Origin of the sequence: Staphylococcus sp. HMSC62A08 (genome assembly GCF_001839105.1) — a bacterium.
Classification (GTDB): domain Bacteria; phylum Bacillota; class Bacilli; order Staphylococcales; family Staphylococcaceae; genus Staphylococcus; species Staphylococcus caprae.
In genome coordinates this window covers 80,021-99,482 of record NZ_KV840056.1, presented here as the reverse complement: position 1 = coordinate 99,482, position 19,462 = coordinate 80,021, and the positions used below count along the sequence as shown (strand labels likewise).

Here is a 19,462-nt window from a genome sequence, read left to right as displayed (position 1 = left end):
ACTCTGTAAATGTTTCAGACCATGGAGAGGTACGTGTTCGAATAGGTGGTTCTTCATTTTCTATTGTATTAAGGATGACTTGTGCGACTTCATTTGATGTTTGAGACGAACCGGGGCCATAATTTTTCTTAAGACCGTTTAAATAAGTATTAAGAATAGGTTTATATTCATCGCTTTGAATGCCTCCCGTTGAATCGAGTTGAGCCATAACGTTATTTGTGAATTCAGATTGAATGCCTCCTGGTTCAATCACTGAAAATTTAACGTTGAACTTAGGTTGTACATAGCTTGAGAGTGCTTCAGTATAACCTTCGACACCGAATTTAGTTGCGCAATATATTTCATTGAAAGGTTGACCTACCAAACCACCTACAGATGAAATATTAATAATATGACCTTCTCTACGTGCTCTCATTGAAGGTAAGACTGCTTTCGTCATACGAATCACACCCATCAAATTTAAATTCAATTGCCACATGATTTCGTCATCACTCGCGTATTCTGTTGTCTTAACAAATCCAGCTCCTGCATTATTAATTAATATATCTATTTTTTCTTCATTCTTTAAGATTCTTTTAACAGTAGTTTGAATACTCTCTATATCAGTTACATCAAGTTGTTGAATGATTATATCTAAATTATTTTCTTGTGCTATTTGTAATAGTGTATCTTGTTTATTTAAGTTACGCATTGTCGCATAAACTTTATACCCTTGCTTTGCCAGTAAGATGGCAGTTTCATAACCTAACCCAGTTGATGCTCCGGTAATGAGCACGATCTTTTTATTCATTACATATTCTCCTTTGTTTAATGTTGGTTAAGTATTTACTATTCAAATATTAAAGTCAATTGATAAGATTAATGACGGTAGCTTTAGTTGTTTTCAGGAAAATGAAAAACCGCCCAGACATCTTATGAACTAAAAGACGTCTGGACGGCTTTGTTTATGACCAATGTTGTTCTACATTTCCAAATTTCCAAATTAGCGTAGAAATCAGCCATGTTACCAAAAATAATGCGACTAGAATGTAACCTAAATAATCAAATTGAATGGATTGAATAAAATCCCAAAAACGCCCTTTAAAGTCAAACTTATCAGCTATAATTTGAAGTAATTCAATGACACCAATCACTAAGGCTGCAATCACGGAAATAGCTGTGATTGTGATATTGTAATAAATCTTACGAATAGGATTGAAGAATGCCCAGTTGTAAGCTGATTTCATCACAATACCATCTAATGTATCTAATAAACTCATACCTGAAGCGAATAAAATAGGTAAAGACAAAATGCCGATAAATGAAATAGCTTGTTGAGAAGCACCTGATGATAATGCGAGTAAAGCAATTTCGCTTGCGGTATCAAAGCCTAAACCAAATAAAAATCCTAAAGGTAATACATGCCAACTACGACTAATCACCTTGAAGTATGGACCTACAAAACGTGATACAAAACCGCGTGCTTCTAATAACGCATCAACTTCCTCTTCATTAACACGTTGATGACGCAATTTGGCAAATAATTTTATGAGAGAAACTAATATAATTAAATTCAATATACCAATTAACACGAGGAAGAAACCTGAAACCAGTGTACCAATGGTTCCACCAATGTCTTGAAAATGAGGTAGTTCGCTTTTAGCCCATTTAACAGAGATTCCAAGCAATACTGCCATTAAAAAGACAACAGTCGAATGTCCAATCGAAAAATAAAAACCTACGCCGACAGGGTCACGGCGCTGTTGTAATAATTTACGAACGGTGTTATCAATAGCAGCGATATGATCCGCATCAAACGCATGTCGCAAACCGAGTGTATAGGCAAGAATGCCCATTCCAAAGAGAATATGATGATCTTTTCCAGCAATCCATAAGAAACTAAACCCGATGATATGTAAAAAGATAACGATAGTGATATAGGGGAGCCAACTTAATTTACGGTGATTTATCTTACTCACTGAATAACCTACTTTCCATATGTGATGCAATTATTTTACGCTTTAATCATAGAAATACCTATAATTTGTAAGAAAAAGTGACAACACTGTTATACCTAATTGTGTTTCATTCAGTATCCAATGTGTAATAGTTGAGTGTGTAATCAATGAAAAGAAGGTAATTGTAAGGAGGAAAATATATGTCTGAAGAAAAAGGTTGCGTAAAGTGTGGTCACACTGAAATTGAGGAAGGAACACTATCGGCGACTGGATCAGGTTTATCGAAAATGTTCGACATTCAACATAATAATTTTAAAACAATTACATGTACAAATTGTGGTTATACTGAGTTTTATAAAGAAAGCGCAAACCGTACAAGTGACTTTATAGATTTATTCTTTGGAGGATAAAACTTCATCGTTTAAATGATCGTATTCATTCATGGCGAGTAAAAATTTAATCACTCAGTCTGTACTCACAAACAGATTTGTATCATTCATTGAGTAGAATTAGTAAACTAAATAAGCATACTATCAAATGAGCTGAAATAATGCTCATTTTTTATTTTACATAGAGTGAGGGGGCTTATCATGGCATCTGAGTATAAAAAGGGAATATTTTTTGCGTTAGGCGCGTATGTATTATGGGGAATTCTTCCTATGTACTGGGAGCTCATCAATCATATCGGCGCTTTCGAAATACTTGCTTTTAGAATCATTTTCTCAATGATTTTTATGATTCTTGTACTTATCGTAGGACGCAATCAACGACAAGCGTTCATCAGAGATGTGAATCAGTTATTTTCACATCCTATACAACTCATCGCAATTATTGTGGCTGGATATGTGATTACGATTAATTGGGGAACCTTTATCTGGGCCGTAACGAATGGTCATGTACTTCAATCGAGTCTAGGTTATTATATTAATCCTCTAGTCAGTATTGTGCTTGCACTTATTTTCTTAAAAGAGAGATTCAACAAATTTGAATGGCTAGCAATTATCTTTGCATTAATCGGTGTACTCTATATGACAATCAAAATAGGAGAATTCCCATTCGTATCTATCATGCTTGCATTATCGTTTGGCGTCTATGGTCTCCTTAAAAAGGTTGTTCACATTGATGCGATTAGTAGTATAGCTATCGAATGCATTGTAACTGCACCAGCGGGTATTATATATGTCATTTATTTATGGCAGCAACATCACATGACATTTGGTTTCAACATGTCATCGTTTTGGCTTATCTTTTCAGGGGCAGTCACAGCGATTCCATTAATACTGTTCTCTGCAGGAGCGAAACGTATACCTTTATCACTGACAGGATTTATTCAATATGTAGGGCCAACGATTATGTTTATACTTGGTATCTTTGTATTTAAAGAAAAATTCGATATCAATCAACTTATTACATTTATCTTTATCTGGATAGGAATTATTTTATACAGCATTTCTCAATATATGAATATTAAAAGAAATCCAATTGCAAAATAATTATTTCATTATATTTTCTCAGTAAAAGGCACATATATTTAAAAAATAGCACCCTCACATTCATTTGAAGTGTAGGGTGCTATTTCTATATCTAGCGATTATTTATTTTTCTTTATTATGAATCTTAAATGGCCACCAATTTCCTTTACCAAATGTAGCCACCATAGACGGAATGAATAAAGGTAAGATGAGTAAGTTATAAATAAGCAATCCAATAATTAATACGGTAGCGATTTGCATTAATGTGAGCGCACCAGATGTATAAAGTGCTGCCACCGTTCCGATAATAATGATACATGCTGTAATAATAACTGTACCCATTTTCTTCATAGCAGTAATCAGTGCAGTATGAATATCATCGTTTTGAACCTCTTCGTTAAATCGATTGAGTAAGAAAATAGCATAATCGATACCCAGTGAGAAGAGAATAACTAAACTAAAGAATGGTACGACAAGTAATACGCCATTACCACCGAATGCATGATCGAATATGAGATTAGCAATACTCATTGATACATAGTATGTGAGGAGTATTGAGAACATCATATATAGTGGCATAATAATTGAGCGTTTAAATATAACGAGTACGATAAATGTGATTAATGACATGAGTATAATCACTTTTTGCATATCTGAATTAATTGTGTGGTCTAAATCAGAGTTTTGTGACGTAATTCCACCATATTCAATTTTACTGTGATCAAAGCTTGTATCATTCGTTTGATTTGAAACTGTATCCTTAATGGCATTTAATGTTTTAAACGCAGACTTAGAATAAGGATTTTTATCAAGCTCTACGTTGAGCAGTACCACTTTTCCATTATCGTCACTGTACTGATGAATGGCTTGTTTCATATCTTTGTTTTTCATCATGTCATCAGAGATATACATACCAGATTGGTTCACGCTCTTATCGTTGGCCATACCGTCTAAGTAAGATTGAATCTCTTTTTGACCGTTCATTACTTTTTGGTTACCTTGTTGGGCTTGTTGTAAGCCTTGAGATAATTGACCAGCTTGTTGCGTGATACTTTGTGATGCAGCTTGTGGATTTTGAGAGCCTTGTTGCATTTGTTGTTGAACCTTTTCAGAGTTAGTATAAGGCTCAACTTTACTTTGCATATCTCCTAAGCCACTATTCACTTGTCCTAAACCATTATTGGCTTTATTTAATTTCTTCTGAATCGTATCGAGTTGATTTGTTGCTGATAGTTGTTTGATTGGTGTACCTGTAGGACGAGTGACTGTGTTTACGCCTTTCACACCATCTATTTTATTAATACTTTTAGAAAGTGATTCGAGATCTCCTAATCCCTTGCTCGTTGTTAATTTGTGGTCGTCTTTAATGGCAATAGTAACTGGGAAGGCTTCACCAAGTTCAAATTTATCTTTAATGATGTTGATGGCTTTAACTGAGTGATAGCTATCACTAATTTCATTTGTGTTATCGTAAGTGATTTTATTAGGTGTAAAGTAAATTAATGGGATAAATACTGCGAGTATCACTAAGATAGTGAGGAATGCATTTTTAATTGAAAATGAACCCAACTTACCCCAGAATTTGTTATCTTTGTGGCTTGTAGATTTCTTACTAGGCCAAAAGATTTTTTCACCTAACAATGACATAATCAATGGTAATAATGTGTAAATAACGAGCATTAAACAAATGACACCAATACCAATGCCAATGGCAGATTTAAATAAGTCGAATTTAGCAAATAAAATGACTAAGAAACTTACGAAAATTGTAAGTCCACATAATAAGATAGTTTTACCACCACTTACAAACGTGTTATAAACAGCAGTTGATTTATCATTTTTACCTAGTTCTTCTTTGAAGCGGTTGAGTAATAAAATACAATAATCTGTGCCAATACCGAATAGTAAAGCTACGAGGAACGGCTGAATATACACGGACACTGGGAAATCAAAGTATTTTACTAATATCGCTACAATTGCAGAACTAAATACATATGAAATACCCACAATAAATAATGGGATGAATGGTGTGACTACTGAGCGGAACACCACAAATAAAATAATTAAAATGAGAATGACCGTAACAATTTCAGTTTTTTGTAAGCCTGCATCAGCACTTTTATTAATATCTTTGGTCATTAAATCATTATTTGTTAAATACACACCTTTGAAATGTTGATCTATTTTGTTGATATTGTTTGCGACCTTTTCAGAGTTACTAGATTTTAACTCTATCGGAAGCATGACCGTTTTCTTATCTTTAGAAACGACTTTATTGAATGTTTCTTTATTAGTATATGGTGAGATGACGTTATCAACGTTATCTACTTTTTTAATTTTTTTAATATAAGATTCTAATTGGTCGTTTCCATTACTGTTAATCGGTTTCTTCAAGTCGATGACAGCGACCATAGAATTAGAGTTTGCACCGACATCTTTTAACATTTGTTCATATTTTTGTGATGTAGTATCACTCGGAGGCTTAATTTCACCTTTCTCTTTTGCAAGTTGAGATAAATTAGGTGAGAAAATAAGGGATAGAGCGATAACAATAATCACTAATATGGATATCGGCCATTTAAATTTTAATAAAGCCTTCATCATTTTTTCCTCCTATTTCAAAATTTGAGCAGTATTTCCTTGGAAAATATTTTGTTTATCATTTTCATTAAAATACCTAGATTCTTCAATGTTTTTCTCCATTTTGGCAATCCAATCATTTGGGGCATAATGTGCATCTGAACCAAATAAAATATGTGATTTGTCCGTTACTTCATTTAAACTGGCGAATGCCGATTCACCTGTTGATAGTGCTGTATCATAATAAAATTGACGCATATAATCTTCAGCAGATTGTGATAAAGTGCTCCAACGATCCAACCCTTTTTTATATGTTTTGAACATTTTAGCGTATCGAATTGGATGTTTGGCAACTTCTTTAGCTAAATCTGATTTTTTACCAGTAATAAATGATTTAAGTCTATTTTTAGGATCTTCCATTACATATTTTTGAGTATTTAACGTTTCATTAATACGCCATTTCAAATACGGTAAGGTTCCACCAGCATGCGCTAAGATAAATTTAATATTTGAATAGCGCTCCATCGTTCCACTGAAAATTAAATTCGAAGCAGCGCGCGTTGTGTTAAAAGTAAATTCTTCAATAAAGTCAGCAAATACAAATTGAGGTGCTTTAAACCGAGATGATGCAGAACTAGGATGGACGAATACAATGGCATCACGTTGATTCAAGTTAGCCATCACTTTATCAAATTCATCGTCACCTAAATAAGATTGATCATAGTTTGAAAGCAAACCTACACCATCTAGTTTTAAAACATCTAAAGCATATTCGATTTCTTTAATCGTTTCTTTAACGTGAGGCATAGGAAGTAATGCTAAACATTTAAATCTTCCTGGATAGGTGCGCTTAAGTTCAGCTTGATACTCATTAACTTCACGTGCGACTTTCGCTGCTTGTTTTCTTTTAAAAGGTAATGTCGCTGGTTCTGAGATAGATGTGACACCAACTTGAATGTTCAATGCATCCATCATTTGAATACTATCTTGAGGTTCCCAATCTTTGATAGGGTAGCCACCCGCAGTGGTAACGCCAATTTTCTTTAATGCATCTTTATAAATTTTAGGAATAATATGGTGATGAATATCTATAATCTCTCGTTTATTATTCATAATAAGAACCTCCCTTTATTAATTACCATTGATTTCTGATACAATATAAACGAACTTAATAGACGTTGTGTCTATTAGATAAAATAGCACAGAAGAATAAGAATGTCCTCCTTAAAATTTTGCGGAAAACGACTTAATAAACAAATTAGGGTGAAATGTTAATTAAATTAGATTTAATAGACTTAAGTTAGGAGTTGTCTAGAATGGATAAACGTCAAATCAGAACAAATAAGTATTTGAAAAAGGGATTAACACAACTAATGAATGAGGAAAGTTATTCAAAAATTACGATTCAGCAACTTGCGAATGCAGCAAATATCAATAGGAGTACTTTTTATTTACATTATAAAAGTAAAGATGACTTCCTTAATTCAATTATTGAAGAAACCATCAATGAAATGATTGAATATGTGAAAAGTAACCCAATGAATGAAGATGCGATTTTCAACATAGATTTTGAAATTTCATTTTATAGATTATTAGAATTTATTGAACTTAACTTTGAATTTATCAAAGTGCTAATTATGAATATGAATAATACGTATTTCAGGGCTTTACTTGTTCAAAAAGTAAGAGAGGAAATCTATTATCCTTTACTGGAGAAGAACGAGGTGAACATTGACTTTAAAAAGGATATTATATTGAACCATACAATATATGGTCATCTAGGGGTTATTGAACGCTGGATGAATAGTGAAGTGGAATATGGATCACACTATATAGCTAAAGTACTCGTAGAAATTTCAAATCATCCCGTCCATCAAATGTTAGGAATAGAAGCCGAGTGTAAGTAAAAAGCTTATCTATAATAAAAGAATCGCCCTAAAAAGAGCGATTCAGCACTACATAATACCAATTAATTTCATCCATAGTGAACCTAAACCAATCCAAATTATAAAGTACACGATACCGAGTACGAGGTTCATCAGCCACCAACGTTTCTGAGACACATAACCTGATGCATAAAGGATTGGTGCCGGACCACTACTATAATGCGTTGTTGAAGCAAGTAAGTTACCGAAGAAACCTAACATTAGTGCACTAAATAATGGTGGTGCTCCAGCTGCTACGGCTACGCCTAGGAGTGCGGCATACATTGCACTGACGTGTGCCGTTGCACTTGCGAATAAATAGTGTGAATAGAAGAAGAATAAGATAAGTAAAATAAGTACGATTGGCCAACTAAATCCACCTAAACTATGTGCGATGATTTTACTTAACCAAGGAATAAATCCTAGTTTATTTAACTGATCAGCCATAAGTACAAGAACTGAGAACCATACAAGTGTATTCCACGCCCCAGTTTCATTTAAAATATCTTTCCAATTTAATACACCAGTAAGTAATAGAAGTGATAACGCAATAAATGCTGTGAGCGTTGCGTCAACATTGATAAAGCTTCCTGTTACCCATAGTGCTAATGCGATGATAAAAATCGCAATCATAAATTTCTCCGCTAAAGATATTTTGCCCATTTCATCTAATTGTTCGTTTGCCCATTTTCTAGCGTTAGGCGTTTCTTTAACAGTTGGAGGGTACATCTTATAAATAATGAATGGAACAACAATAAGTGAAATAAGACCAGGCACGATAGCTGCAATAAACCAATTCATCCATGTGATGTGAACATGTGCAGTCTTCTCAGCTAAACTTTGAGCAATAGGGTTACCAGCCATTGCCGTTAAGAACATGGCCGCAGTAATTAAGTTGCCTTGGAATTCTGTGAAAATTAAAAAGGCACCCATCTTTCTTTCAGTACCATCTTTAGGTGTTGAACCAAAAGATTCTGAAAGAGATTTGATAATAGGGAACATAATTCCGCCTGCACGTGCAGTGTTACTAGGCGTTGCTGGTGCTAAAATTAAATCAACACCAACGAGTGAATACGCTAGTCCTAACGTTTTCTTACCGAACAATTTAACGAATTGGAGTGCAATCCGTCGACCAAGACCAGTTTTAACAAACCCTCTTGAAATGAAAAAGGCCATAGCAATCAGCCAGATACTACTATTACCAAATCCTTGAACAGCCGATTTAGTATCCATAATGCCAACGAGTACCATAATCGTAAAGCCAATGATAGATACAGCACCGATGGTCATAGGTTGTGTGATACATGCGATAATCGTAGCAACAAAGATCGCGAACATGTACCAAGCTTGATCATTTAAGGCATCAGGTTTAAAAGGGGTAAGCGCCCAAATAATCAAACCTACGACAATTGGTAGGATGAATTTACGATATTTTACCGTATTCTCCATAATAACTTTCCTTCTTTCTTTTAATGTTCTTTTTTACATTTCAATCATAGTCTTCTGAATATGATATGTACAGACCTAAAAGAATTTTAATGAGAAAGATTATCAATAAAGGTGCTACATTTTTGAAAACATAAAAAATCCGACAGCTTAATCATAAGCCATCGGAATAATCAAAAGGTTTATTGTGCAGATTTTAACACACGTGTCATTTCTTCGATTTTACCCGCATGTAATGGGATGTGTAATGCGTTCAGTACAAGAAATTCTTCTAAAGTTTTACATCCTGCGACAGGTTGATCTACTTCTTTTTCAAGGTCCTTATCAGTTAAATGTCTCGCACGCTCAGGTAACGTTTTAATATCATTTAAAATGCTTTCAATTGAAGGTACGTCTTCATTCCCCCAGTCAGCTGGTTTTGTGCCAGTACCAAATAATCGGCCATACTTTTCAACATCTACAACTTCTTGGTTACCCATAGATAACGCTTCTTCGAACACAGTTAACACATGTCCATATTGCCAATGCAATGTATTTGGAAATACGCTATCATCTTTATCTAATACTTTCACCACATCCCAGTCGTCATAAACACTTCTGATATAATTCACACCGAAATCTATAACATCATAAACTGTTTTAGTCATTCTCTATAACACCCTTTCAAGTGATTACTTAATCATTCTTACAGGATTTGTCTACCCGCTTTGGAAAATGACTACTCATATAGGATAGAAACGATTTGAATTCATTATAAAGGTTTGTTTATCATAAAAGTAAGACATATTAAATATAGGTGAAAGCATGTATAAATACTTTAAGCGAAATCGATTTTCTACAAAATCTTCCGACATTAAAGGGAATTCAGATAAACATATTGGTACGATACAGAAAAAATATAGTAATGTTTTCCAACGTTCTTCACTATGGGCTTTAAATTTAATCAATTCACGATTTATGATAACCAACAACATTTGATAGCGCATGTTAAAGTAAAGACCCAAATGACACAAAAGCATTTCGAGGTAACCTACTATTCGAGTAGTGGGGAATCTCAAATTCTATTCGATAAACAAAGTAACGGTCGGGAAGAAACATACGGAATAATGAAATATAATGGAGTCATTTACAATATTCATTCAGATGAAAATAGATATACGGTAATTAAAGATACGAAAAGAGAAAATGAGATAGCAAGTTGGAAACAGATTGGTGACTATGCACACGTGGAAGGGAACCATGAAGTATTTAATGAGAATCAATTATTATTTATACTGATTTTACATTCCTTCGCAAATGTTCATGTGACTCGAAGTGTATGGAATCCATTTAGTCCAGACACCACAGGCCCACCAATCATTTAAAAACAAATAGAAATTTTAAAAATAAGAAGAGGTTGGGAACTTTAAAGTTTATGCTCTGGGAAACCGACTAACGGCGTCCCAAAAGCAGGATTTTCGGCAGTAACACTCACAATTCGACAAAATTTGAGAAACAATTTTGCTCATCGTTCGGTTCTGCTCAAATCCTAAACACTTTTGTTCCGACCTCTTGTTTTGTTGTTGAAAATATAATTAATGTGTTTCTCCTAATGCGACTTTTTTATCTTCAAGGGTATCAATTGCTTTGATTGCAGCTGTTAATCCTTTAACAATTGTATGAATAGACATTGAAGGTTTGTCCGGTTTATTAATCGTTTGTTCTGGAATAAATGGTACATGAATGAAACCAAATCGCAAACCTGGATATGATTTGTCAGCTAAATAACCTAATTGATATAGAACATGATTACATACAAATGTTCCTGCAGTATTTGATAATCTACCTGGTACACCGGCATTTTTGATTGCTTCTGTCATCTTTTTCACAGGTAAATTTGAGAAGTAAGCTGGTGGGCCATCTTTTTGAATGACTTCATCAATAGGTTGATTTTCTTTATTATCTGCAATACGTGCATCATCAATGTTAATACCAAGACGTTCAGGTGTGATTTCAAATCGACCTCCCGCTTGACCAATTGCTAAGACGACATCGAAATCATTTTCAGCTAAGGCTTTAGAAATGACCTCTTTCGATTCATGAAAGACTGTCGGGATTTCTAACTTTGTGATGCTATGATCGCCGATAGTATCATCTAATTGTTTGACTGCTTCTAAAGCTGGATTCATCTTCTCTCCTCCGAAAGGATCAAATGCTGTAACTAGAATTTTCATAATTTGTGACCTCCTTTAATATTTAAAATGCCCAAAAATACATCAATGCAATATGAATAACAATTAATACGAGTGCGATAGGGGCTTGTGCTTTAATGACACCAAACTCTTGTTTCATCTCTAATAACGCAACGGGTAAGGTGTTAAAATTTGCGGCCATAGGTGTGAGTAGTGTTCCACAGAAACCAGCTGTCATTGCGAGTGCACCAGCAACAATAGGATCTCCGCCTTGTGATATAACGAATGGAATGCCGATACTTGCGGTAATCACTGTAAAGGCAGCAAAGGCATTACCCATCAACATTGTAAAGAGTACCATACCTAGAATATAGGCTATGGCACCGATAAGATGATTGCCTTCAGGTAAGAATGAGGAAATCCCTTTTGAAATTACTTGTCCCACACCGCTTGCAGTAAAGAGCACGCCAAGTGCCGCTAAGAACTGAGGTAGGATGCCAGTTGTACCAACTTGTTGTGTTAAACGATCACTATCATATAATGTGAATGATAGCTTGGGTTTAATAATCAATAGCGCTGTAATCAATCCAACTACAGATGACACGCCAAGACCAATAGCTCCACCTAGAGGCGTCCAGTTCGAGACGATGACCGCTACCACAGCTAAGACAACCGCAGGAATAAAGAGTTTATTGCCATACTTGGCAGATCCCTTTTCTGCTTCCTTATCCGTGACGTCGATAATATTTTTAATTTTTACTTGTTTGAAAAGGGTCAACACACCCATAGATAGAACGAGAATGCCGTTAATCACGTTTGGAATATAAGGACCACCTATGAAAAGTACAGCCAGTATCGTCCAGAATGCTGCAGTACCTAAACTTTTAGATTTATCAGTTGAGCGTAAAGAACGATAAGCAGTATATAAAAATTGTAGCCCGATAAGGATGTAGAAGATTTCTAAAATATGATTTAAAGTTGTTTCACTCATGATCTTTTACCTCTTTATGTCCATATTTTTTATTGAAATAGCAATCGAGCAGAATATTTTTAATCCACACGAGAATCAAAGTGATAATAGCAATTGGAATTGACGCGAGTACTAAGCTCAACGTGTTGACTTTGATGTTGAGTGTTTGGAATGTGCCAACCATAAGTAAAACACCAGCAGCTCCCACGAATAAGTTTTGTCCGAAGAAGTTACCATAGTTCTCCATTGCCGAAGCTTCAGCTTTTAACTTTTCAATGTCTTTATTATCAACGTCTTTGTCGGATAGGCTGTAACGCGTACGAAGGGCACCTTGAACCATTGGGTTAATTAAAGGTCTAACGAATTGAGGATGACCTCCGACACGAATTGAAGCAACACCAGCAATTTCACGAATAATTAAATATAAAGTAAGAAGTCGCCCGGTGGTAATTTTCTTGACGTTACTAATGAGTTTTGATGCTTGTTGTTTTAATCCAAAACGCTCAATCAAACCAACCATCGGGAGAGTAAGCATAAATAGCGTTACGAGACGTTGATCGACAAAGGCTTTGCCAAGTGTAGATAGCACTTCGACTATATCCATACCAGCAACAAGACCTGTTGTTACAGCTGCAATCAAAATAATTGCGATGGTGTCGAACTTAAGGATAAAGCCAATAATAATGATTAAAATACCAATCAATTTAATCCATTCCATAAAAACGCTCCTTTGTTACGATAATCTCTTTCCATTTTTATACATTGTTTAAAACAATAGCTACGGAAAGAAATTAATAAATAAGTTTTAATTTTCTTAATATTAGCATAGCTATATTTATTGAAAAAGAGAAGATAAAACAAATTAGAAAAAGTGTAATAATTTGTGACAAATTAAAGTAATAAAACTTTCAAATTATAAATAACAGGAGGGAGAAATATCGAATTCTTGGATTAATGTAAAAAATCTACTGCAAAATGTTTAATTCTAAATAGCGCATCGGAATATGGATATAAAATAAGCCCTTAAAATGAATTCTAGTTAACTCATTTTAAGGGCTAAAGTAGTTATCACTTAAGCGTGTGCATGTTCTGGAACATCTTTAAAGTTCTCTAAACGACGATTCCATTCTTCATCACTAATATCATGTTTTGCAACATAACGATTACGTTCATGTTTTGCGCAGTCATATGAGCATGCGCCTAAGTATTTTTCCTCGTTTTCTTCTGAAACAAGAATTTGTTTATTACATTCTGGGTTTGCACAGTTAATATAACGCTCACAAGGTGTGCCATCGAAGTGTTCTTTACCGATAACAGTTTTTTCAACTTGGTTCACATCAACACTAATACGTTCATCGAAAACGTACATTTTGCCATCCCAGTATTCACCTTTAGTCTCAGGGTCTTTACCGTAAGTTGCAATACCACCGTGTAATTGTCCTACATTTTCGAAACCTTCCTTAACTAACCAACCTGAGAATTTTTCGCAACGGATACCGCCAGTGCAATATGTCACAATATTTTTACCATCTAATTGATCTTTATTATTACGAATCCATTCAGGTAAGTCGCGGAAACGTGTGATGTCAGGACGAACTGCGCCACGGAAATGGCCTAAATCGAATTCATAGTCATTACGTGCATCTAAGATAATTGTATCTTCATCTTCTAAAGCTTCTTTAAATTCTTTAGGTGAATAGTATTTACCTGTTGTTACGCGAGGGTCTACATCATCTTCTAAACCTAAAGCAACGATTTCTGTTCTTGGTCGAACGTGCATTTTTTTGAATGCATGACCATCAGCTTCGTCAATTTTGAAGGTTAAGTCAGCGAAACGTTCATCTGCATGCATATGTTCAATATATTTATCTGTATCTTCTTTTGTACCAGATAAAGTACCATTAATGCCTTCTGTAGAAACTAAGATTCTACCTTTTAAATTATTTTCTTTGCAGAATTCTAAATGTTCTGCAGCAAATGTTTCGGGGTCATCGATTGTTACGTATTTATAGTATAAAAGTACTCTATAATCCATTCTTACATTCTCCTCTTTCAATTCTTCTCTATATAGGGACGATGATTTATATAAATGTCATAAGCTTATAAATATTGATGCTGTTTACATTTTTACCATTATAATATTGTACCAAAATGATAAAGAGTTTCAATATACTAGCACATAAATCATTCTTAAAGACGATATTTTTTGAAAATGTAAGCCTATATTGCACGTCATTTTCAGAGAGAATATATTTAAATGTAAGCGATATCATATCGCTGTAATGACAATTAGCATAAGTTCTTATAAAATAGTAACAAAGTGTTAAAAAGAGAAAGAGGGGTTTGAATTATGAATAATCAAGACTTTCCTACATTAAAATATATTGGGAAATCTGCAAGTGTTGCGCCAATTGTATCTGAAAATGAGTTGCAAACAGTTACAGCAGAACCTTGGGTGAAAATTTCAGATAGAGGGTTGCAGTTAGAGGGGTTAAACTTTAATCGTGAAGGCCATTTATTTTTATTAGATGTCTTTGAAGGAAATATTTTTAAGGTAGATCCTTCTACGAAAGAGGTTTCACGTTCATTTGTATCTGAAAAAACAAATCCTGCAGCAATCAAATTTCATAAAGACGGGCGTTTATTTGTATGTTATTTAGGCGATTTTAAAACTACTGGGGGCATCTTTGCGACTAATGAGGAAGGAGAACAATTTGAAGAAATCGTTTCTGAATTGAATACAGAATATTGTATTGATGATATGGTCTTCGATAGTAAAGGTGGCTTTTATTTTACTGACTTCAGAGGATACTCTACGAAGCCTCTTGGGGGCGTATATTATGTTTCTCCGGACTTTAAGTCAATCACACCAGTGATTCAAAATATCTCCGTAGCAAATGGTGTAGCGCTAAGTACTGATGAACGCGTACTATGGGTTACTGAAACAACTACCAATCGTCTACATCGTATTGAATTAGAAGAAGATGGAGTGACTATCGCACCGTTTGGAGCGACGATTCCATATTATTTCACAGGACATGAAGGTCCAGATTCATGCTGTATCGATAGTGATGACAACCTTTATGTAGCAATGTATGGTCAAGGACGTGTCTTAGTCTTTAATAAAAAAGGTTACCCGATTGGTCAAATTCTAATGCCAGGCCGTGATGAAGGTAAAATGCTACGTTCAACACATCCACAATTTATTCCTGAAACGAATCAATTGTTAATTTGTACGAATGATATTGAGAATGGTTCTGAAGGTGGTTCAATGATTTACACAATAAATGGATTTGCCAAAGGACATCAGAGTTATCAATTTCAATAACCCTAGGTTTGTTTTGGAAGAAAAAAGTAAATTAAAAATGGCGTAAATTAAAAATTGGGCTATAGGATAAGAAAGAATTTTATATAAATGGTTAAATTCTCTAAAAATGGTTGGTTATATGTGGAGAAATTATTAATTATAGTCAATTAGTAATATATTACACTATGATGCTATAACAAAGCGTCGCTATCACTTCCAGCGATAATTTCAAAGGAAGGAGGTGTAATGCTAATGGAGCTAATTTTTTCTCTATCATAGCTCCTGTGATTACAGGATGCATTGTTACGATATTTAAGTTTTGGCTAGACAATCGTAATAAAAAATAAGCGACGCTATAGCCCACCATTAAATAACCCCTCAGTATAAGCGACGGTAGTGAGGGGTTTGGTGTTGCTAATGGAACTAATTTACAAATGTATTATACCACCATGTGTAACATATTGCAATGTAAAATGATAGTGATGTTGCATTCTATTAATCTTCTAAACTGAATTCAGCAGATGCTTCGAATTTTACGTCTTTACCTAACATTACGCCACCAGTTTCTAAAGCTTGGTTGAAGCTGATGCCATATTTTTCACGATCGATTGTACCAGTAACGATGAATCCTGTTACTTGCGCACCATTCATAGGATTTTTGCTTACGCCATTAAATTCAACGTCAAATGTTTCTTCATGTGTTTCACCTTTAATAGTTAAATCGCCAGTTACTTTATTTTCTGATATTTCTTTAGTTTCAAATGTCCATTTATCATTTTCATCTGTAGCGAAGAAGTCTCCAGATTTTAAGTGATTGTCTCTATCTTCATTTTGAGTATCGATTGAGCTTGGAATGATAGTTGCAGTTGCTTTTAGTGAACTTAAGTCATTAATGTCTCCATCTAATTGAACATCGAATTGTGTGAATGTACCTTTTACTTTAGAAACCATTAAGTGTTTGATTTGGAATTGAATATCGCTGTGTACTGGATCAAATGTAAATTGTGTCATAAAATAATTGCCCCTTTTTTTTATTATGTTTAGATATAATTTTTATACCTGATATAAATATTATAATACTAGGATGGTCAAGTTGCAATAGAGAAGTATGATGTTGGATAAATTTTTTTAATGTCTTCTATTTATTAATTACCCTTTTTGGATATAAATTATCAATTGTATTCGAATGTAACTATGTGTGGGGATGATTGATGTAGGGAATAATCGTTGTGATAAATGATTTCTAAATTGAACTATAGAGAGGTGAATGGGTATGAAAGATATCTCAAGAGGTATCAATCATATTGGTTTAACAGTACCTGATATAGAAGAGGCTACGGAATTTTTCAAAAAAGGTTTAGATGGGAAAATTGCATATGATAGTCAAAGAAAAGACGAAGAACCGCGGGGAGGTAAGCATGTCGAACACATCCTTGGCATAGGTAAAGGTGTTCAAATTGTTCACAAACGGATGATGGTATTTGGGAATGGGCCTAATATAGAAATGTTTGAATTTGAAAATGCAAAACAACGAGGGCCTGAATCGTTACAAGATGTGGGCTATACGCATATTTCATTTTATGTGGATGATTTCGAAGCGGCTGTCGCAAAAGTAAGATCGGCAGGCGGGAAGCCTATATCTGAGTCACATAGCAATACAAGATATGAAGATACTGATGGAAACCAAACAGTTTATGTTAAAACGTCTTGGGGAAGTCTTATCGAATTACAAACTGTTCCTAATGGATTTTATTATCCTCCAGACAGTGAGGCGGAAGTGTTTACGCCAGAGGAATAAGAGATTTAAACAGAAATGACATTTTAGAGAGCAAACAAGTTTTTAATTGACTTTAAATATAAGAAGCAGTAACATAATTTTAAATCGTAATTATTACGATTATAGAACGATAGATAATGAGTGGTTTGCACATAGATAAATGTACATATTCGTCCATGGACATTTATTCTTTATGCATTCAAAGATTATTCTTCATTACCTCAGACATAAAAGCAACTTTCCACTTTTATCTTATCGTTCTTTTTTTATAATTTAATTCTCCTGAAATTTCCAATTTATTCACTCGTCATACGATGAGTGAATTTTTTGTCTTAAGATTAGTTTTATTTCATTCATTAAAATGATACGTTCTTAATAAGTGGAGGTGTGTTTCAATGATATCGATTAAACGTGGCATATGGATAATCTTAAGTTTAATACCGATTGAATTCATTGGCATGATTGTAGATTATAAGACGTATACAATGTGGGGTTACATACCATTTATTATTATTTTGATTATTTTGGGTTGTTTTTCATTCGACCTGAAGAGCTATTTCATCATTTTAATAAGTAGACTTTTAGGGATTTTAATATCGTGGAAATGTAGTGACTATTTTATAAATTGGAAAGAGGCAGTAAACTATTTTAAGCCTTTTGATAACCTTTCATTTATTGTATTTTTAGGAATAATAGGTTTTGGGCTTCTTCATATTGTGATGCTTGTCTTTTATACATTAAGACGCAGTTAAAATGAGACTGAAATCAACACGTCGTTAAAATAAGCGACCCTCTTACTTAATTTTACTTTGTTGCCAAGTTTATATAAAATAATCCCTTTCGAAGTTGGCTCTCTCCGAAAGGGATATAGGGAATAAGGTTAAATTAATTTCAACTTTTGTTAGTTTAAAAGTTACTTCAAAATTTTACAATATTTATTAAAGGTTTTGGGTTAAGGGGGGATAACCCGTTATAGAATCTTAATATTTTGTAGGGAAATGGTTAATTATTAAGATTCATAATAATTTAATTCTAAATCTTTTGATGTTTGTTTACGTGTTTCTCTCATTAATTGAATATCATTGATAAGAGATTGACCATATGATGGAATCATTTTTTGTATTTTAGGTTTCCATTCATTTTCATAATCAGCGAAGTTTCTTTCTAAAACTTCTAACGCTACTGAAACTGAAGTTGAAGCTCCTGGTGATTCACCTAATAATGCAATGACAGAGTGATCTTCAGAGTTAACAACTTCTGTACCAAATTGAATGAATCCTTTACCGTGCTCAGGCGTATCTTTAATAACTTGAACACGTTTACCTGCAGTGTATAATTGCCAATCTTCGTCACGTGCTTCAGGGTAGAACGTGCGTAGATGGTTCATACAACCTTCTTTAGTCATCAATACTTGATCGATTGAATACTTAATTAAAGGTAAATTTTTAGCAGCAGCTGCAAGTAAAGTTGTGATGTTGTATGGTTTAACAGATTTAAATAGATCTAAGTTAGAACCATTTTTTAAGAATTTAGGCCCAACGTTCGCAAAAGGCCCAAATAATAATGTTCTTTCACCATCAATATAACGTGTATCGAGATGAGGTACAGTCATTGGCGGTGTGCCAGGTGGTTCTTTACCGTAAACTTTAACGTCATGTTCATTAATAACTGCAGGGTTGGTACATATTAAGAACTGACCGCTAATAGGGAACCCGCCTAAGTGCTTACTTTCAGGGATACCAGTTTTTTGTAATAGTGGAATAGCGCCACCACCAGCACCAATAAAGACGTAATCCGCTAATACAGTTTCTTCAGAACCGTTGTTGCGATTTCTTACTTTCACTTCCCATGTACCATCTTGACGTCGGTTAAAATCA

General features: G+C 34.2%; 18 protein-coding genes and 1 pseudogene. 7 read left to right on the top strand and 12 right to left on the bottom strand.

Annotated elements, in window-relative coordinates; genetic code table 11:
• Together HMPREF3264_RS12145 and HMPREF3264_RS12140 are read right to left on the bottom strand one after the other, a co-directional pair.
• Positions 1–790: SDR family oxidoreductase (locus HMPREF3264_RS12145; protein ID WP_070873476.1), on the bottom strand; the 790-nt coding region annotated here is incomplete at its 3' end.
• Positions 791–944: 154 nt separating this feature from the next.
• Positions 945–1,958 (bottom strand): HoxN/HupN/NixA family nickel/cobalt transporter, encoded by a 1,014-nt coding sequence (locus HMPREF3264_RS12140; protein WP_070873475.1) that lies wholly within the window; start codon positions 1,956–1,958, stop codon positions 945–947.
• Positions 1,959–2,137: 179 nt separating this feature from the next.
• Between HMPREF3264_RS12140 and HMPREF3264_RS12135 the strand changes: the two genes are divergently transcribed.
• Both HMPREF3264_RS12135 and rarD read left to right on the top strand, forming a co-directional pair.
• Positions 2,138–2,347, top strand: coding sequence for a zinc ribbon domain-containing protein (locus HMPREF3264_RS12135; protein ID WP_002444793.1), 210 nt, complete (start codon positions 2,138–2,140; stop codon positions 2,345–2,347).
• A 180-nt stretch (positions 2,348–2,527) separates the two neighbouring features.
• On the top strand, positions 2,528–3,430 hold the full coding sequence (gene rarD, locus HMPREF3264_RS12130; RefSeq protein ID WP_002444791.1) for an EamA family transporter RarD: 903 nt from the start codon (positions 2,528–2,530) through the stop codon (positions 3,428–3,430).
• A gap of 102 nt (positions 3,431–3,532) precedes the next feature.
• Here rarD and HMPREF3264_RS12125 read toward each other — a convergent pair whose 3' ends face one another.
• Positions 3,533–6,010, bottom strand: coding sequence for an MMPL family transporter (locus HMPREF3264_RS12125; protein ID WP_070873474.1), 2,478 nt, complete (start codon positions 6,008–6,010; stop codon positions 3,533–3,535).
• A gap of 12 nt (positions 6,011–6,022) precedes the next feature.
• Complete coding sequence (locus tag HMPREF3264_RS12120; RefSeq protein ID WP_049402045.1) at positions 6,023–7,102, bottom strand: amidohydrolase family protein; 1,080 nt, start codon at positions 7,100–7,102, stop codon at positions 6,023–6,025.
• Positions 7,103–7,305: 203 nt separating this feature from the next.
• Between HMPREF3264_RS12120 and HMPREF3264_RS12115 the strand changes: the two genes are divergently transcribed.
• Entirely contained in the window at positions 7,306–7,896 is a 591-nt protein-coding gene (locus tag HMPREF3264_RS12115; RefSeq protein WP_070873473.1) for a TetR/AcrR family transcriptional regulator, read from the top strand.
• A gap of 48 nt (positions 7,897–7,944) precedes the next feature.
• On the opposite strand, the gene HMPREF3264_RS12110 is transcribed toward HMPREF3264_RS12115, so the two are convergent.
• Together HMPREF3264_RS12110 and HMPREF3264_RS12105 are read right to left on the bottom strand one after the other, a co-directional pair.
• The gene (locus tag HMPREF3264_RS12110; protein ID WP_070873472.1) at positions 7,945–9,363 is read right to left on the bottom strand and encodes an anion permease; all 1,419 of its coding nucleotides are present in this window, start codon (positions 9,361–9,363) and stop codon (positions 7,945–7,947) included.
• A gap of 179 nt (positions 9,364–9,542) precedes the next feature.
• Positions 9,543–10,007 carry a DinB family protein gene (locus HMPREF3264_RS12105; RefSeq protein ID WP_070873471.1) on the bottom strand — a complete coding sequence of 155 codons (465 nt, stop codon included), beginning with the start codon at positions 10,005–10,007 and terminating at the stop codon, positions 9,543–9,545.
• 157 nt (positions 10,008–10,164) lie between these two features.
• Here HMPREF3264_RS12105 and HMPREF3264_RS12515 point away from each other — a divergent pair.
• Positions 10,165–10,724 (top strand): annotated as a pseudogene (locus HMPREF3264_RS12515) (hypothetical protein).
• A 210-nt stretch (positions 10,725–10,934) separates the two neighbouring features.
• Here HMPREF3264_RS12515 and pcp read toward each other — a convergent pair.
• The 4 genes from pcp to HMPREF3264_RS12080 form a co-directional block, all read right to left on the bottom strand.
• Positions 10,935–11,573 (bottom strand): pyroglutamyl-peptidase I, encoded by a 639-nt coding sequence (gene pcp, locus HMPREF3264_RS12095; RefSeq protein WP_070873470.1) that lies wholly within the window; start codon positions 11,571–11,573, stop codon positions 10,935–10,937.
• A 22-nt stretch (positions 11,574–11,595) separates the two neighbouring features.
• Positions 11,596–12,522: a DUF979 domain-containing protein gene (locus HMPREF3264_RS12090; protein ID WP_070873469.1), complete on the bottom strand. Its 927-nt coding sequence runs from the start codon at positions 12,520–12,522 to the stop codon at positions 11,596–11,598.
• Positions 12,515–13,219 (bottom strand): DUF969 domain-containing protein, encoded by a 705-nt coding sequence (locus HMPREF3264_RS12085; RefSeq protein WP_070873468.1) that lies wholly within the window; start codon positions 13,217–13,219, stop codon positions 12,515–12,517. The genes HMPREF3264_RS12090 and HMPREF3264_RS12085 overlap by 8 nt, the downstream gene beginning before the upstream one ends.
• Positions 13,220–13,573: 354 nt before the next feature.
• Entirely contained in the window at positions 13,574–14,536 is a 963-nt protein-coding gene (locus tag HMPREF3264_RS12080; protein WP_070873467.1) for an oxygen-dependent tRNA uridine(34) hydroxylase TrhO, read from the bottom strand.
• A 315-nt stretch (positions 14,537–14,851) separates the two neighbouring features.
• On the opposite strand from HMPREF3264_RS12080, the gene HMPREF3264_RS12075 reads away from it, so the two are divergent.
• Together HMPREF3264_RS12075 and HMPREF3264_RS13170 are read left to right on the top strand one after the other, a co-directional pair.
• Complete coding sequence (locus HMPREF3264_RS12075; RefSeq protein WP_070873466.1) at positions 14,852–15,829, top strand: SMP-30/gluconolactonase/LRE family protein; 978 nt, start codon at positions 14,852–14,854, stop codon at positions 15,827–15,829.
• Positions 15,830–16,017: 188 nt separating this feature from the next.
• The gene (locus HMPREF3264_RS13170; protein ID WP_141764504.1) at positions 16,018–16,155 is read left to right on the top strand and encodes a type I toxin-antitoxin system Fst family toxin; all 138 of its coding nucleotides are present in this window, start codon (positions 16,018–16,020) and stop codon (positions 16,153–16,155) included.
• Between the two features lie 148 nt (positions 16,156–16,303).
• Here the strand turns inward: HMPREF3264_RS13170 and HMPREF3264_RS12065 are convergent, their stop codons facing one another.
• Positions 16,304–16,819, bottom strand: coding sequence for a YceI family protein (locus HMPREF3264_RS12065; protein ID WP_037541759.1), 516 nt, complete (start codon positions 16,817–16,819; stop codon positions 16,304–16,306).
• A 262-nt stretch (positions 16,820–17,081) separates the two neighbouring features.
• Here HMPREF3264_RS12065 and HMPREF3264_RS12060 point away from each other — a divergent pair, with 262 nt between their 5' ends.
• On the top strand, positions 17,082–17,606 hold the full coding sequence (locus HMPREF3264_RS12060; RefSeq protein WP_070873464.1) for a VOC family protein: 525 nt from the start codon (positions 17,082–17,084) through the stop codon (positions 17,604–17,606).
• A 988-nt stretch (positions 17,607–18,594) separates the two neighbouring features.
• On the opposite strand, the gene HMPREF3264_RS12050 is transcribed toward HMPREF3264_RS12060, so the two are convergent.
• The coding region (locus HMPREF3264_RS12050) for a malate:quinone oxidoreductase (RefSeq protein WP_176746848.1) at positions 18,595–19,462 on the bottom strand (868 nt) is incomplete at its 5' end.

What these genes read in the sequence shown, in the direction of transcription:
- HMPREF3264_RS12085 (WP_070873468.1), bottom strand. Translation starts at nt 13,219, where the DNA reads ATGGAATGGATTAAATTGATTGGTATTTTAATCATTATTATTGGCTTT.
- rarD (WP_002444791.1), top strand. Translation starts at nt 2,528, where the DNA reads ATGGCATCTGAGTATAAAAAGGGAATATTTTTTGCGTTAGGCGCGTAT.
- HMPREF3264_RS12075 (WP_070873466.1), top strand. Translation starts at nt 14,852, where the DNA reads ATGAATAATCAAGACTTTCCTACATTAAAATATATTGGGAAATCTGCA.
- HMPREF3264_RS12105 (WP_070873471.1), bottom strand. Translation starts at nt 10,007, where the DNA reads ATGACTAAAACAGTTTATGATGTTATAGATTTCGGTGTGAATTATATC.
- pcp (WP_070873470.1), bottom strand. Translation starts at nt 11,573, where the DNA reads ATGAAAATTCTAGTTACAGCATTTGATCCTTTCGGAGGAGAGAAGATG.
- HMPREF3264_RS12120 (WP_049402045.1), bottom strand. Translation starts at nt 7,102, where the DNA reads ATGAATAATAAACGAGAGATTATAGATATTCATCACCATATTATTCCT.
- HMPREF3264_RS12115 (WP_070873473.1), top strand. Translation starts at nt 7,306, where the DNA reads ATGGATAAACGTCAAATCAGAACAAATAAGTATTTGAAAAAGGGATTA.
- HMPREF3264_RS12135 (WP_002444793.1), top strand. Translation starts at nt 2,138, where the DNA reads ATGTCTGAAGAAAAAGGTTGCGTAAAGTGTGGTCACACTGAAATTGAG.
- HMPREF3264_RS12125 (WP_070873474.1), bottom strand. Translation starts at nt 6,010, where the DNA reads ATGAAGGCTTTATTAAAATTTAAATGGCCGATATCCATATTAGTGATT.
- HMPREF3264_RS12090 (WP_070873469.1), bottom strand. Translation starts at nt 12,522, where the DNA reads ATGAGTGAAACAACTTTAAATCATATTTTAGAAATCTTCTACATCCTT.
- HMPREF3264_RS12060 (WP_070873464.1), top strand. Translation starts at nt 17,082, where the DNA reads ATGAAAGATATCTCAAGAGGTATCAATCATATTGGTTTAACAGTACCT.
- HMPREF3264_RS12065 (WP_037541759.1), bottom strand. Translation starts at nt 16,819, where the DNA reads ATGACACAATTTACATTTGATCCAGTACACAGCGATATTCAATTCCAA.
- HMPREF3264_RS12110 (WP_070873472.1), bottom strand. Translation starts at nt 9,363, where the DNA reads ATGGAGAATACGGTAAAATATCGTAAATTCATCCTACCAATTGTCGTA.
- HMPREF3264_RS12080 (WP_070873467.1), bottom strand. Translation starts at nt 14,536, where the DNA reads ATGGATTATAGAGTACTTTTATACTATAAATACGTAACAATCGATGAC.